General features: G+C 39.3%; 9 protein-coding genes. 7 read left to right on the forward strand and 2 right to left on the reverse strand.

Annotated elements, in window-relative coordinates; all coding sequences use genetic code 11:
- Nucleotides 1-656: 656 nt before the first annotated feature.
- The 6 genes from rbfA (at nucleotide 657) to ACPDHL_RS04165 (ending at nucleotide 8,913) form a co-directional block, all read left to right on the forward strand.
- Nucleotides 657-1,049: a 30S ribosome-binding factor RbfA gene (gene rbfA / locus ACPDHL_RS04140; protein WP_430531535.1), complete on the forward strand. Its 393-nt coding sequence runs from the start codon at nucleotides 657-659 to the stop codon at nucleotides 1,047-1,049.
- A 3-nt stretch (nucleotides 1,050-1,052) separates the two neighbouring features.
- Nucleotides 1,053-2,258: an ABC transporter permease gene (locus tag ACPDHL_RS04145; protein WP_430531536.1), complete on the forward strand. Its 1,206-nt coding sequence runs from the start codon at nucleotides 1,053-1,055 to the stop codon at nucleotides 2,256-2,258.
- Between the two features lie 221 nt (nucleotides 2,259-2,479).
- Nucleotides 2,480-4,993 carry a tetratricopeptide repeat protein gene (locus tag ACPDHL_RS04150; RefSeq protein WP_430531537.1) on the forward strand — a complete coding sequence of 838 codons (2,514 nt, stop codon included), beginning with the start codon at nucleotides 2,480-2,482 and terminating at the stop codon, nucleotides 4,991-4,993.
- The gene (locus ACPDHL_RS04155) at nucleotides 4,993-6,771 is read left to right on the forward strand and encodes an HSP90 family protein (protein WP_430531538.1); all 1,779 of its coding nucleotides are present in this window, start codon (nucleotides 4,993-4,995) and stop codon (nucleotides 6,769-6,771) included. The genes ACPDHL_RS04150 and ACPDHL_RS04155 overlap by 1 nt, the downstream gene beginning before the upstream one ends.
- 1 nt (nucleotide 6,772) lies before the next feature.
- Nucleotides 6,773-7,849 carry a hypothetical protein gene (locus ACPDHL_RS04160; RefSeq protein ID WP_430531539.1) on the forward strand — a complete coding sequence of 359 codons (1,077 nt, stop codon included), beginning with the start codon at nucleotides 6,773-6,775 and terminating at the stop codon, nucleotides 7,847-7,849.
- Nucleotides 7,850-7,854: 5 nt separating this feature from the next.
- Complete coding sequence (locus ACPDHL_RS04165; RefSeq protein ID WP_430531540.1) at nucleotides 7,855-8,913, forward strand: hypothetical protein; 1,059 nt, start codon at nucleotides 7,855-7,857, stop codon at nucleotides 8,911-8,913.
- Between the two features lie 99 nt (nucleotides 8,914-9,012).
- Here ACPDHL_RS04165 and ACPDHL_RS04170 read toward each other — a convergent pair whose 3' ends face one another.
- Nucleotides 9,013-10,602 (reverse strand): ABC-F family ATP-binding cassette domain-containing protein, encoded by a 1,590-nt coding sequence (locus tag ACPDHL_RS04170; protein ID WP_430531541.1) that lies wholly within the window; start codon nucleotides 10,600-10,602, stop codon nucleotides 9,013-9,015.
- A 369-nt stretch (nucleotides 10,603-10,971) separates the two neighbouring features.
- Nucleotides 10,972-12,153, reverse strand: coding sequence for a hypothetical protein (locus ACPDHL_RS04175; RefSeq protein ID WP_430531542.1), 1,182 nt, complete (start codon nucleotides 12,151-12,153; stop codon nucleotides 10,972-10,974).
- Between the two features lie 156 nt (nucleotides 12,154-12,309).
- On the opposite strand from ACPDHL_RS04175, the gene ACPDHL_RS04180 reads away from it, so the two are divergent.
- Nucleotides 12,310-15,063, forward strand: a complete 2,754-nt coding sequence (locus tag ACPDHL_RS04180; RefSeq protein WP_430531543.1) for a DEAD/DEAH box helicase family protein — start codon at nucleotides 12,310-12,312, stop codon at nucleotides 15,061-15,063.
- Nucleotides 15,064-15,439: the final 376 nt, after the last annotated feature.

The raw sequence follows: 15,439 nt of genomic DNA on the forward strand, positions 1-15,439 counted from the left end.
AATAGATTTAAAAAATATTAATTTTATTCCCCCACGGTACTGCTTCCCTTTCTTGTCTGTGCTTGACTTTTACTCGGGGGATTCTCTCGCTTTTTCCTTTTTGCCTTCTCCTCGTTTTGTTTCTCTTTTTACCCCAAACAGTAGTGTGTTCAGTTCCAAAGTTTTGTCTGCTTTTTAGTCCCATACCGGATAAGGAGATCAAACGAAATAGCGACACTTTTTTCTTTCTTCCTAAGATCAACTAAAGGAAATGCATTGTGATTCGGTTATCCGTAAGATTGTAGCAGAGCTAACTTCGGAGTTGCTTCGACAGTTCTTCGACAGTCCTTCGATAGTGCTTGGGAAAAGTCCTGTTTTGTCGAAGGAATCTTCAAGAGAACTCGAAGGAATCTCCCTACAAACTCTTGTTTATCCCTTGTGAAGGTCTACTTCTTCCAATCTTAAATTAGCCTAGTACGTATAGAAATAAAATTGCGTTTTACAGCAGTATCACTACAGGAGTGTAGGTTACTCACCCCGCAACAGAGCGGAGAGATTCTTCTTTTAGTTCGAGGATGAATTCCTTTTTAGCTGTAGAAGTAGTAATTTTATCAAACAGAAGTAATTGAAGCGTGAAATATAAAAAAATCCTATCCAAAAAATTGTATTTTTGCACCATGGAGACAAATAGACAAAAGAAGATGGGAGCGCTTCTACAAGGTGACCTCGTAGATATATTACAAGGTGAAGTGCGCAAGAACGGAATAAGCAATTTGATTATTTCTGTTTCTAAAGTAAATGTTACAACGGATTTATCCATTGCGAAGGTGTTTTTGAGCATTTTTCCAGCGGAGCGTGGAAAAGAATTGTTGAAAGCCATTCAATCGAATGCGCCGCTAATCAAGCATGAGCTTGCACAACGCGTAAAAAATCAGTTGCGTAAAGTGCCTGATTTAGTGTTTTATGTAGACGATAGCTTAGAGTATATCGATCAAATTGACAAAGCATTAAAAGGAGACGAAAACCCAATTGCCAATCCAGACTTATTGGCGAAGAGAAAGAAAAAGTAAAGGTTGAAGATATCATTTTACATAGCCAAACGCTACGCTTTTAGTAAAAGCAAGAGCAAAGCAATTAACGTCATTACGGCAATAGCCTCCATCGGTATTGTGGTAAGCGCTATGGCGATGTTAATTGTATTAGCTGTGTTTAGTGGTCTTCGTTCGTTTAGTTTATCGTTTACCAATGAGTTAGATCCTGAGCTAAAAGTATTTAGTAAGCAAGGAAAGAACTTCGTTGTGGACGATGCTCAATATGCAAAATTGAGTCAATCCCCTTTATTTACGGGGGTTGCCCGTGTAGTAGAGGACCGTTTGCTTTTTACCTACAATGAAAAGCAAACCGTTGCTATACTCAAAGGCGTGGATGCTGATTTTCCTAAAGTCAGCCAATTCCCTGACAAAATAGATTTAGGTAACTGGATTCAACCAGATTCAGATGAGGTTGTTGTGGGCTTGGGCATGGCGTATTTACTGTCCATGGGATTATTTGATGTAGAACATAGCCTACAAGCCCTATCCATCAAACCGGGATCAGGTGTGGTCAGCAATCCAGAAGATGCCTTTTTGCGTACGTATTTACATCCCGTAGGTATTTATTCCCTTCGCAATGAAGAGCTAGATAGCAAATATGTATTTTGCGATATCGAATTAGCACAACACTTACTCAGTCTGTCCGAAAAAGAGTACACCAATTTGGAGCTTGCCCTGAATAAAGGGGTAACGGAAAAGCAAGCAGCGGACTTTATTCAGGAAGTCATGGGGGATACCGTTGTATTAAAAAATCGTATTCAATTGAACGATAGCCTTTATCGCATGTTGAATACCGAAAATGCCGTGGTGTATTTTATCTTTCTATTGGTGGTGATCATTGCCCTGTTTAACTTAGTAGGGGCCTTGCTTATGATTATCTTAGAAAAGAAAATGAACATCAAAACACTAAATGATTTAGGGGTTTCTTTAAAGCAACTCAAGCGAATCTTCTTGTTACAAGGGATGATTATCAGTACCGTTGGTGGAATCTTGGGGATTACGCTGGGGATTATTTGCGTATTGATCCAAGAGTATTTTGGATTAATCCTAATTCGCCCAGGCTTTGCTTATCCTGTAGAATTTAATATTAGCGATGTGTTTGTCGTATTCTTTTCTATCTTTATTTTAGGATTTATCGCTTCCTATATTGCTTCTTCTCGCGTAAATAAAAAATATTTACACGACTAAAATTCAATTGTTTTTCTATTTCCTTAGCATAAGACGGTAGGTCTTTTATTGTCATGGAAGGGTAGTTGTTTTTTACGTTCCCTATAATTGGGGAATTTTCCTTTTCCTCTGCACACTTTTTTATAATTAACAAATTATGTCGTTCGTGTTTCATAAATTTGTTGTTGGTGGAATAAAGACCATCCAGCAATAAAATTGTATTATTTGAAAAAGAAAAAATTATGGGCGAGTTTAATGTGAAATACTTGAGCTACATCAGTGAGTTTGCTAATGGGCAAGAAAGTTTAAGTGGAGCTGCACAAGTGTATTTGACAGCGAATGACTATTCAGATCCAGTACACTGGTTTAAGGCACATGCGTTGTGTATGTTGGCGTTGCAAACAGGAAAAGAGGGAGAAGTATTCCAACAGTTATACGAACAAATTAACGAGGATGCAAACCGCGAGCGCAGTAGTTTTTATTTGAATGACAAAGATTATGCCCTTTGGTTTGACGATGTTGTTTTACTCAATCAGTTGTTTATTGACAAAGGATATGCAAAGGCTTATACGTTTATGCATGAACTGTATATGAATGCGCGTTACGGGTTTAAAAACGACGAAAAAGCAACAGCCTATTTAAAACAAGGTTTTGAAACAGGAGACCATACAGCTCAAGCTTTTATGGGGTACAATCTGTACTATGGTAATTTAGGATTTGAACAAGATCAAGAAAAAGGATTGGAGCTGATTCACACTTCTTATGGTCCTGACAATCGTGTAGGTCCTTTATTTGCCTTAAATATTGAGTTTCGCGCTTGCGAATCTGGAGAGGAAGCACAAGCAGTGTTAGCGAAATACCACGATTTGATTCACCAAGAGAAACGTGGATTATACGTTTTAGCCGATTATTATCTACGTGAAGGAGAGGATGAAAAAGCAGTAGAAACCTTTTTGGAGGGAATCAAACACAACAGTGGTTATTGTAACTACATGATGGGCTTGATGATTTGCAATACGCGTTTTGCTCCTTTAGGCTATGAGATCGCACAAGGGGTTCCCTACTTACAAGTGGGGTTTGAGCACGGTATTGCTTATGCTGGTTTTGTTCAAGGATACTACTACTTATATCCAGCAGATCAAAGTGAACCTCAATTTGAAAAAGCCATCCAATCTTTGGAAAAAGCAGCGCTATATGAATCAAATGAAGCCCTGTTAGAACTGGCAATATTATACCTATACCACAGTGATTATAAAAATATCGAACGTGCATTCGCTTATTTAGATCGTGCAATTGATGCAAAATCTACACGTGCGATGAATGAAAAAGCTGTGGCATTACTCGAACACCAAGAGATAGAACACAACCCAGCAGAAGCAGAAGCGCTTTTGAGACAAGCGATGGAATTAGGGGATGATTATGCACCTTATCGCTTGGGATATGGGTATCAGTTTGGTGAATTTGGTACGGAAGAAGATTTTAATAGATGCATTGAATACTACGAAATTGCAGCAGAACGCAACAGTGGATTGGGAATTGAATATGCAGGTAGATACTATCGTTACAATGAAAATCCTGACTTGGATAAAGCGATTGCTTTCTATGAAAAAGGAGTAGAGCTATACAATTCCAATTACTGTAAAGTAGAATTGGCGATGATGTTGGAACGCGGCTATGGATTAGAAGCAGATCCCGCAAAAGCAGAACAATTTTACCTAGAAGCATTGGAAAATAATTACCCATTTGCAGCAGTTCGCCTGGGTTATTTGTATGAAGATGGTTTACTAGGAGAAGCAGATGTTGAAAAAGCGAGATCGTACTTTGAACTGGCAGCTGATGCTGATCTAGCAGAGGGGATTTATCAATTTGCGCGTTGTAACCGCTACGGCATTGGAGGTCCTGAAAATCGAGAGTTGGCGTTTGACCTCTTTGAAAAAGCCTTAGAATATGGCTATCAGGATGCGAATGTAGACTTAGCCTTAGCACATGAAGAAGGAATGGGAGGCCGAGAGGAAAACCCAGAAAAAGCAGTCGAATACATGACGGCAGGTGCTGAAATAGGTTTCAGCTATGCACAATATAAATTAGGGTGTTATTACCTCTATGCCTATGGTTTAGAAAAAGATTTAGATCTAGCCAAATACTGGTTGGAAAAAGCCAATGAAAATGGATCTGCATTAGCGATGCTAACCTTAGGAGATTACTATCTATACGGGTATGAAGAAGATCAACCCTATGATTTAGCTTTCCCTTATTACGAAGCTGCTGAACAGCGTGGTTATGTGTCAGAAGGATTGGGAATTTGTTATCAATTCGCCATTGGAGTTGAACGCGATGAGAAAAAAGCCTTCCACTTCTATAAAATGGCGGTAGAGCGCGGTTATGATGCAGCTTATTTCCGTATGGGGATGTGCTATTACTACGGCATTGGTACAGAAAAAGACTATGTAGAAGCGATGTACTATTTGAGAGAAGTAGCCGATCGCGGAAATATGGAAGCAGCTGCTTATGTCGGGGTAATGTTAGTCAAAGGAGAGGGCGTGGCACAAGAAGCAGAAGAAGGCGTGAGCTACCTAGAGAAAGCAGCAAATAATGGGTATGAAATGGCACAGTATGAATTAGGTAATTGTTATTTAAAAGGAGAAGGTGTAGAGCAAAATGATGAACTAGCCCTACATTGGTACCAACAAGCGGCAGAGAATGGAAATGAAGATGCACAAAAAATTGTTGGTGGCCCAAGAAAAAGAAGAAGATAATGGACAATAAAAAGAATTATCAGTTCCAAGTCAATATGAAGGGAATGATCGAACTGTTGAGCGAACACATTTACAGTTCGCCAACAGTATTCATTCGCGAATTATTGCAAAACGGCGTGGATGCCGTTACAGTGAGAAAGGGAATTGATGAAAGTTTTCAAGGAAAAATAACCTTGTTTTTTGATAAGGATCAGCTGATTTTTCAAGACAATGGCGTTGGATTAACACTGGATGATATGCACCAATTTTTATCGGTTATTGGACAAAGTTCAAAACGCGGTGAATTGGCAGAAAAGGACTTAATCGGTCGTTTTGGAATTGGATTGCTTTCGTGTTTGGTCGTATCTGAGGAAATTGTCGTGGAATCTCGCTCGTTGTACAAAGAAGAATCTGTGCGTTGGACCGGTCGAGCCGATGGAACCTATGATGTAGAAATGATTGACCTACTTCCTGAAGTGGGAACACGCGTGATCTTACAAGCAAAGAAGAACTGGAGATCCCTATTTAAAAAAGAAGAGGTCAAACAAAATGTACTGTTTTACGGCAGTGCTTTGCCCATTGAAATCAAATTGGTAGAAGATGGAGTGGTTGAAGTTCTATCTGATGGAAATCCGATTTGGTTGAATCCAAATGCGTCTAAAGAAGATTTATTGGCTTATGGAAAAGAAATTTTTAAAACGAAATTCTTAGATGTGTTTCCAATTTCATCCGAAGCAGGGGATATTCAAGGAGTCGCTTATGTTATTCCCAACAAAGTGAATACCTCTACCTCTAAAGAGCATAAAATCTTTTTGAAACGCATGTATTTATGTGATCAAGCGACTAATTTGTTGCCGGAATGGACGTCGTTTGTACGTTGCATTATCAATTCCAATGGATTACAACCGACGGCATCTCGTGAATCACTGATGAATAATGCCTTGTTAACCGAGGCAAAAAAAGAGCTAACAACGTGTTTCAAAGACTATTTGAAACTCTTGTCTGTGTCGAATTTGGAAAAGTTAGAACACCTGATCTCTATTCACCATTTGTTTATCAAATCACTGGCAGCTTCAGATAATGAAATTTTGAAATTATTTGAAGACTATTTGCCGTTTGAAACCAATCAAGGGATGTTGTTGTTTCGAGATATTCGAACGAATTACAGCTCTATTTTCTATACGCCTTCCCTGGATGATTTTAGACAAATTCGCCGTATTGCGGGATCCCAACAAAAGTTGGTGATTAATGCTGCCTATAGCTACGAAGCAGATTTGATTCAGAAGATAAAGGCAAGCAATCCAGCATTAACCATTGCATTGATCAAGCCCAATGATGTACTAGATAGTTTTGAAGCCGCTTCGATTACAGATGATAGCATTGATACTTTTATCGAAAAGGCGAACAAAATACTAAAGCAACATTACTGTAAGGCGGAAGTAAAGCGATTTGACCCCCAAGATACTACGGCAATCTATATTGCCAATGAAGAAGCATTGAGCAGTAAGAGTATGCAAAATTTATCACAGAGTTCAAATCCTTTTGCTGCAGCTTTAGGTCATTTTAAAAAACAAGAAGAGGTATTGCCTACCTTGTGTTTTAACCAACAAAATGATTTGGTAGCTAAGCTTTTAGTGATTAAAGATCCCGAGCTTTTTGAGGCGTTGATTAACGTTTTATATGTACAAGCCTTAATGTTGGGTGGTTATACAATCAATAAGCAAGAAATGGATATTTTTAACCATGCCCTTTATCAATTTGTGATTTTGGGAATGACTAACTTTTTGCCTGAATTCTAGGATGTTTTATCGTTTAGAGATACAAAAGATACTCCTGCAGATTCAAGAGGAAGTACAAGATTCAAAGCATTGTATTGCTTTGCTGAAGCAAGCCATTCATTTGGCGGATAAGCATGGTGATCTCAGTTGGGGGATCGATTTGCGCATTATGCTTATACGCGAAGAGCGCTGTTCTTCTGCCTGTATCGAAAGCCCTTTGGCTTTTGCCTGGCTCTTAGAACAAGCGCGTTTACACCCCGAACTGTTATCAGAAGCTGAATTTTTGGAAGAATACGAATGGATGATTTGCTCGGCTTATGGAAATGTTGCTATTTCCTTAGCACAAGTTTACGCCATTGCCGAAGATCTTGAACAAAAGTTAGAACAATTCAAGGTGTCTAAACGAAGCTATTACTATACCATGGCTGGTTTTGCACAGCATTTAGGAGATTATCTGTTAGGGGCGACCTATGTGGCAAAGGCTAGAGGGGAAGCGCTAGGCGAAGATTGCAGCGAAGCTATGGCTTATGACAATGAAATTGAAAGTGCCGCTCGCTTAGGGCATTTTGACGAAGCCATCGCGCTGATGCAACAAATGGAGTATAAGAAAATACGCGATTTTTCCTTGCCTTTTGAAACTTATATCTCTATGGGGTATTTTATGGCTCGCTATGGCGATGAACGCGCCTCACAGTATATCGATAAAGCAAAAGAGGAATTCACAAAACTATCCGAAGTAAATAGTTCGTTGCTCTATGGCTTAACCCGTCTCATTTACGCCTTGCATTTATTGGAAGATGAAGATCTATGGGGGTATTATGAAATTGTTGCGGGCTGGGATATCGATGCAGAAGATGACTTACAATTAATGCTGAGCCGTCATATGATGTTCGTCTTAGATCAACAAGAAAAGAAACAATTAACCTTATCGCCTTCTATTCCCTTTTATCAAGAAGATGGATGGTACGACTTGAAAGAACTATCCAAGGCATATCGTGAAAGTGCCTATGAATGGGCGAGGAAATTCGACCTGCGCAATGGAAATACCTTTGCTCAAGACGATTTACAGCGAATGGAAGAAGAGAATAAAAGAAAATAAATGCTATGAATTACAATTTAGAAATCCAAAAAATCCTCCTAAAAGTAGAGGGATTAAAGAGTTTAGAAGATAAAATAGTCGCGTTAAAAGAAGCAATTCAACTCGCAGATCAACACAATGATATCGATTGGGGATTTGATTTGCGTTTGGATTTAATTCGTCAAGAGCGCAATACCTCGCGTTGTAATGAGAGTTTCCCCGCTTTTGCGTGGATCTTACACACCAGTGACGCCAATGAGGATTACTTTGATGAATCAGAGTTCTTATGGGAGTATAAGTGGATGTTTTGCTCAGCCTACCGCAGTGCACTGATTCCATTAGAGGAAATCGAAAAAATTGGAGAAGACCTCAAACGCAGGTTAGAGAAAAATGGTTTCAGCTCCCGTGCCTATCACAATGTAATGACGGGATTGGCTTTCCATTTGCGCGATTACGATTTAGCCAAAACCTATATTGATGCAGCGAATGCCGCATTAGTAGACGATATGACCAATTGTTCCGCTTGTGAGTTAGATACCGAAGTGGAATTGTTGTTGTTTCAAGGAAAACTGGACGATGCAATCATTAAAGCGCAAGACTTAATTCACAAAAAGTTGACTTGTTATTCTATGCCTTTTCAAACCTTTTGTAGCTTGACGTACTATTCTTGGTTGGCAGGTGATGCAGCAGGAGCAGCCAAATATTTTGATAAAGCGATCGAAGAATACGAAGCTCATGATCAATATGACAGCTCAGTAGGCTATTCTATGGGATTGTTGATGTCGTATATGCACGCGATTAATCACCCAGAAACTTGGTCTATTTTTGAGCGTATTGCCACTTGGGATATCGATGCAGAAGATATTCACCGTTACAACTTCGCCCGTTATATGTTGCCTATTATGAAGCAAGGAGGAAAAAGAGAACTGCAACTATCTCCTCAATTGCCGTACTACAAAGAAAGTGGCATATACGATTTGGAGGAGCTTTACGCTTACTTCAAACAACAAGCGGAAGCATTTGCTACGCGTTTTGATGCGCGTAATAAAAATGCCAATTACACAACTGAAATTGCTGCATTATAATTAAAACGGGAGACGATGAAGTCTCCCTTTTTTTATACTTTCATTCTTCTGTATCCGGTGTAATTGCATCTTAAACGAAGTATTTCGTTAAGATTGAATCTACAGCTGGACGATGCGATTCGGCTGAATAGCTTGGCGTAAATTGACATCATGGGACACAAATACAATTGTGCCTTTATAGGTGCTCAAGGCCTGATACAAGCTTTCTAAACCAAAAATGTCCAAGTTGTTACTCGGTTCATCTAGCACTAAGACATCTATTGTATCCAGGGATAGATTCAAACAGCAAATAGTCAGACGCAAACACTCTCCACCACTTAACTGGGTGATGGGTTTACTCCAAATGACAGGCTGAAAACCATACTGAAACAAGGTGTTTTTTAAACTTGCCTCATCGAGTAAGCGGAGGTTAAAGGTTTGGGCTTGTTCAAGTACTGTTTTGGTGTGATCCAAAAGGGAGTAAAATTGATCCAAGTACACGATTCGAGACGTTAGTCGCTCAAGCTGACCCGATGTTGGTTGAATATGTCCAACCAATAGGTGTAATAACGTCGACTTTCCTGAACCGTTTTTTCCTTCGATTAAGATTCGCTCTCCGCTTCGAATTTCAAGGGTTAGTGGATCCACCCAAACAGGAGCTTCTGCTGTATCGTATTGAAAATTGAGATCTTTGCCTTGAAAAAGAACTTTATTTACATGAAGATCAGAGTCATTGAAATGCAACTGAAAAGGTTTAGCCTGTTCCAGTTGATCTTTTACATGCCAAAGCTCTTCTTGAAGTTTCGCTTGTTTAGCAGCTTGAACTTCAGTGCTTTTGGCATTGCTGTTTTCTGCTGCATTCTTTAAGGTATTGATCACAATCTTTGGCAATCCGCCTTTTTGTTCTGCTTTTTTATTTTGCCCTACTGCTTTTTGTTGTTTTTGTAACAGCTTCTGTTGTTCGACCTTAACGCTTTTCAAGTCCTTGTTCAGCACGTCTATTTTATGCTGTAAGGTCGTTAATTCCTCTTGTTTTTGAACCTTGTAGAAATCGTAATTTCCCTTGTATTGCTGAATGCCATGAGGGGTAATTTCAAAGGTGAGGGCTTGTCGATTTAAAAGTTCCATATCGTGACTCACCACTAACACGGTTCCCTTGTATTGATCCAAAAAGTGGAACAACAACTGTCGGGTATCTTGGTCGATGTGATTGGTCGGTTCATCTAACAAGAGTACATCGGGCTGGTGAATGTGGATAGACGCAAAGTAGACCCGCATCTGTTGCCCTCCACTGAGCTGATTCATCGGTTGGGTTAGATCTTTTCCCTCCAATTGCCAATACTGTAAGGCTTGCGCTATTTTTTCTTCGATTAGCCAATCGTCATTTAGATCGATATAATCTTGTTCGTCTATAGAACCTTGTAAAATACGATGTAACGCTTCTATTTTTTTGTCGATAGCCAAGGCTTCCTGTATAGTTTGTACAACGGTTTGATTGGCGTTGATCTGTGGCAAATAGTAAGCTGTTCCATCCAATTGAATGGCTGGAAGCTCTGCCGTTGCGATAAGTTTTAATAGGGTGCTTTTTCCCGTGCCATTGGCTCCAATTAAATTGGCTTTTTCGCCTTTGTTCAACACCAGGTTTACTTGATGAAATAAGGGAGTTTTATCCGAATGCGCGTAGGATAAGTTTTTGATAACGATAGACATAATAATCAAAAGTAAGATTAATGAGTATACATACTTGTGGCCCGTATACCACTACTCACGGTCTTGGAGTAAAAATCACATAAATAAATAAGTATTGTGGGTCTAGAAGATAGACACCAGTAAAATAGGTTTGCTCCTATCAGTCGGGTACAACTGATACTACTAAAACGAAATACTTATTTATATATCCATTCGATTATTTATTCGTTACTACTGCTACAAAGATATAAAAAAACAAATTCTTTTTGTTATGCAACTAGGAAAATTGACTGGGAAAGGGGTGAAGACGTGTGTTATAGCGAAAGAGAAGGCGTTTTTTTTTGTATAAAAAAGAGGATGACTGGTTTAGACATCCTCTGGTTGTATGTGTTAGAAAAGACTAATCTGTCCTTGTTGACTATTGTCCTTTGCGGGTTTCTTTTTTTCTCTCTTTCCTTCTTTCTCTACCTTTTCTTCTTGGGAGGGAATGGAAAGAATTTCACCTTCAAAGAGATCGAGTGTTTCTTCCTCTTCGGGTTCTATGGGTGATGTGATAACACCGTCTTCTGGTTCGATGCAGATGGATGTTTTGGTCACAATACCATCAAAAATAGGAGTAGAAGGTTGTTGTGCCCAAGAGGGAACAGATTCTTCTTGTTGGTGTGTAGGTTCTATAGTAGGGGTTGGTTCTTCTAAAGCTGCATCTTCGTCTGTAGCTAGTAGAATTTCTTCCGCTGGGATTTGCGTTAATTGCGCAGCTGTTACTTCCTCTTCTGCTAGGAAACCCTCTTGTATTGGGGCCGTTTCGACTTCCTCCACAGGCTTCTCCTCCCCTGGAGTATCAACTACTTCTGTTGATCTAGTTTCGGCTTCAAAAGTATTGTATTCGTTTGACTGAGGTGGTACTGGATCTATTACAGTTTCAGCAGCTACTACCTCTATAGACAAGCTGTGGGGCTCTTCGATAGGAAGTGTTGCAGGATCTGTTTCTTCCAAAATATCAAAAATGGAGTAATTCTTCACCATAATTTCATTAACATCCACCGTAGGGTCTAGTATGGGATCCTCTTCCTCATCTAAGGGATCAGCCTGAAGTTCTTCATTTCCTTCGTAGTCTAAAATCGTGGCTTCTTCAATGATAATTTCATTAACGCCTAAACTAGGAAAAGCAGGTGCAACAGGTGTAGCTGTTTGCGTCGTTTCAATTGCTTCATTTTCGGTGGTAAAGCTTTCTACTTTATTTTCGAGGTCCACCAAAAGGCGTTTGATTTTTTTGATATGCGGATGATCTGCGAAGGTCTCTTTTTCGTAAACGAGCTCCAAAAGCTTATACATCGTATAGGCTTCGTGGTACTTTAAAACGATCGCATGCTTCTTATTGTGGTCTAAAATTGATATTTGCTTCTGAATATTTTTGGCTTTGTCTTCCAGTTTAGCAATCAGATCTTCTTTTATACTAACCAATAAAGCATCCTTTATTGATCGTACAATATAGTCATCTGTTTTTTCAACCATCTGAATAACAGTAAGAAGGACATCATTACTTAATTTGAATTGAATTTTTGTCGTCATTGTAATTATGGGAAAGCCAGTTTAGTCGTATCAAATATTGATAGTTGTACAAAATAATGAAAAAAATATGACTTTACACTGTGTTCGTAAAAACATTTAAAAGGCTTTGTTTCCTAAAAAAGCTTGCTTATTTTTAAGGTAGAAATAACAAACCTATTGAGACATTTTCCTCCTTCCATTGCCTTTAAATATCCATGGCGCGACTATCAACAAAAAGTGTTAAATCAACTAGACATCCATTTAGATGACGATAAGTTGCACTTGGTTGCACCACCAGGATCTGGTAAAACCGTTTTGGGGTTAGAGGTGATTCTTCGTTTGAATAAACCGACCTTGATCTTGGCACCTACACTAGCGGTAAAGAACCAGTGGATTGATCGCTTTTGTTCGTTGTTTTTACAAGTAGAGGAAGTACCAGAATGGATTTCTACACAGTTGGGACAACCGAAATTCTTGACCGTTTCCACCTACCAAGGCTTGCATGCAGCATTTAATTATTTACGTGAAGACGAAGAGGGAGATGAAGAAGTGATCGTAGAAGAAAACACGGTCTATACCAATGCGCATGCAGAAGAAGTAATTGCAAAATTGCAAAAGGCAGGTATTCAAACATTATTAGTTGATGAGGTACATCACTTGCGCAAAGAATGGTGGAAGGCATTGGATTTGTTAGATAAAAAACTCAACCCAACGGTTGTAGGATTGACGGCAACACCTCCTTATGGAGCTACTAACTTCGAATGGCAGCGTTATATGGAGTTAGCAGGACCTGTGGATGAGGAAATTGCCGTACCCACGTTGTTAGAAGTAGGTGATTTATGTCCCCATCAAGATTTTATTTACTATAGCCTGCCATTAGAGGCGGAACGAGAGAAGATATTAGCCCATAAAACCAATGTATTTACCTGCTACACAACGTATAGGACGGACGGTGTTTTAGCTCAAACCCTTAAAGAGATTCCCTTATTGCAACAGCCTTTGGCACATTTGGATTGGATTTACGAAAATCTAACAACCTATGTGGCGTGTTTGGTCTTTATAAAAGATGTTGAGCAGGATCTAGATAAAATACACCTAAAGGTATTGGGCTTAGCTCAAGATGAACTACCTCCTTTGGATTTGGTCTGGTTTGAAAAAATGCTCAATTTTTATTGTTTTCAAGGACGAGATTTTTTTGAACAAGTCAAAGAATATGAGTTGTTTAGAGAAGAATTGACGCAAGATTTAAAAAAGAAAGGATTAATTGCTTATCGACAAGTCCAACTGGTGCAAGACAATAAAGGGGATGATGCTCTACTATCCAGTTTGAGTAAACTCGAGAGTATCGTCCAAATTGCACGTTTTGAATTTGCAGCACTTGGTGAATCTTTGCGCATGGCTATTTTGACGGATTATATCCAAAAAGAATATTATAGCACCACGCAAGCACCACCCGATGTTTTGTCGAAATTAGGCGTCATGTCTATTTTTGAGACCCTACGTCGCAAGGAAATACCAGCCTGTTCGCTAGCAGTATTAACAGGTTCCGTAGTATTGATCCCCCTTATTTGTTTAGAGGCTTTGCAACAAAAAGCCAAGGTAAGAGGCGGGGCCTTGGCGTATACTCCCTTAGCGTATGATGAGCACTATGTGGCTATACAGCCAACCTTGGTACAAAAAGCACAGCTTGTTCCTTGGATAACGCAGCTAGTGGATGAAGGGAAGATTCATATTTTGATTGGAACGAAAGCATTACTTGGAGAGGGATGGGATGCACCAGCGATTAATTCCTTGATTATGGCCAGTTCAATCGGTGCCTACATTACGTCCAACCAAGTGCGTGGACGTGCCTTTCGCATGAACCCGAAAGAACCGACGAAGACAGCTAATATCTGGCATTTAGCCTGTATTGACGATTTTGCAACTACAGGAGGAAAAGATTGGGATATTATCCACAGGCGATTTCAAACCTTTGTTGGAATCTCGGCCACTGCCAATAAAGAAAAGGTCTATATCTCCAATGGAGTAGCGCGATTACAAGAGATAAAACCCAAACAAAAATTTACGTTGGACTATGTTGAAGCCCAAAATCAACAGACTTTTCAACTCGCACAACAGCGAAGTGAATTGAAGGATAAATGGCTCTATGCAATTCAACAAGGAACACATTTGGCGGAGGGAATTAATGTGACTTTTTCATCTTCTACAGCAAGACGAGATATTCAAAAAGCTAAGCGATTTTATACCAATAAAACGATTATAGCTGTACTTTTTAGCCTTGTTTGTTCGGCCATTTTGTTTTTTACCTACCAGATGATCGGATTGGGCAAGGGGATTTTACTGCACGGATTGAGCTTGCTGTCCTTAGGATATTGGGTATTTCAGACGTTCTTTTTAGGCTTGGGCTTGCGTTTTGGTTGGAAGGGATGGAAGTACTATAAGATGTATCGAAAATTTGGAGATATACGCCAAGACGTCCATCAAATTGGAGAAGCTTTGTGTAATACCTTGTGCCATTTTGATTTGTTGTCTACACCTAGAACTGCTATTCGCCTTGTTAGTGAATTGGAATTTGGCGGAGGTGTTTTTTGTTCTTTAACAGGAGCAACCCTACGTGATAGCCACATTTTTGCTTCTTGCATGAAGGAAATTCTTTCGCCTATAGAAAATCCACGCTATGTAATAGAACGCAAAACGCTATTGCCCATTCAAGACAGTGAATCCGACTATCACGCAGTACCTGAATGTATTGGAGTGAATAGAGAACGCGTCAATCATTTTGCTCAGCAATGGACACAGCGCGTGGGAAAGAATCGAATTGTCTATACGCGTACCCCAGAGGGAAGAAAAGAGCTGTTACAGGCACGTACATTTGCCCTCGTCAATCAACTGCAAGAACCTAGCGTGAAACAAGAACACCTATGGCTTTAATAAGAACGTCCCTTGTATGGGTATACAAAGGACGTTCAACTAACTAATCAATTAAAATGGGTCATCACTCCACTTTTATAAAAGTGTTTAGACTTACAGTGTTTCGGTGAAGAAGAGTATAAGTTAAACAGACTTTTCTGAGAATTAAATTATTACTTTTTTAGCAAAACAACGTTATATTGTTAGCATTGTAAGGTATTAGTAGGTGTATTGTTCCGTTTGTTACAGCTAGAAAATATTTTTTTTGTGTTAAAATTTTCTATTCAATAGGCTGTAGGTATTACGCGCTTTTATTACTTATGTACGTCCCTGACATAGGTTGACCATAAAAATTCAATTTTCCTATGAAAGTCAACGTTCAACAAATTAAAAAAAA

Origin of the sequence: Myroides sp. C15-4 (assembly GCF_050522745.1) — a bacterium.
Taxonomy (GTDB): Bacteria; Bacteroidota; Bacteroidia; order Flavobacteriales; family Flavobacteriaceae; genus Flavobacterium.

What these genes read in the sequence shown, in the direction of transcription:
- rbfA (WP_430531535.1), top strand. Translation starts at nt 657, where the DNA reads ATGGAGACAAATAGACAAAAGAAGATGGGAGCGCTTCTACAAGGTGAC.
- ACPDHL_RS04170 (WP_430531541.1), bottom strand. Translation starts at nt 10,602, where the DNA reads ATGTCTATCGTTATCAAAAACTTATCCTACGCGCATTCGGATAAAACT.
- ACPDHL_RS04165 (WP_430531540.1), top strand. Translation starts at nt 7,855, where the DNA reads ATGAATTACAATTTAGAAATCCAAAAAATCCTCCTAAAAGTAGAGGGA.
- ACPDHL_RS04175 (WP_430531542.1), bottom strand. Translation starts at nt 12,153, where the DNA reads ATGACGACAAAAATTCAATTCAAATTAAGTAATGATGTCCTTCTTACT.
- ACPDHL_RS04150 (WP_430531537.1), top strand. Translation starts at nt 2,480, where the DNA reads ATGGGCGAGTTTAATGTGAAATACTTGAGCTACATCAGTGAGTTTGCT.
- ACPDHL_RS04155 (WP_430531538.1), top strand. Translation starts at nt 4,993, where the DNA reads ATGGACAATAAAAAGAATTATCAGTTCCAAGTCAATATGAAGGGAATG.
- ACPDHL_RS04160 (WP_430531539.1), top strand. Translation starts at nt 6,773, where the DNA reads ATGTTTTATCGTTTAGAGATACAAAAGATACTCCTGCAGATTCAAGAG.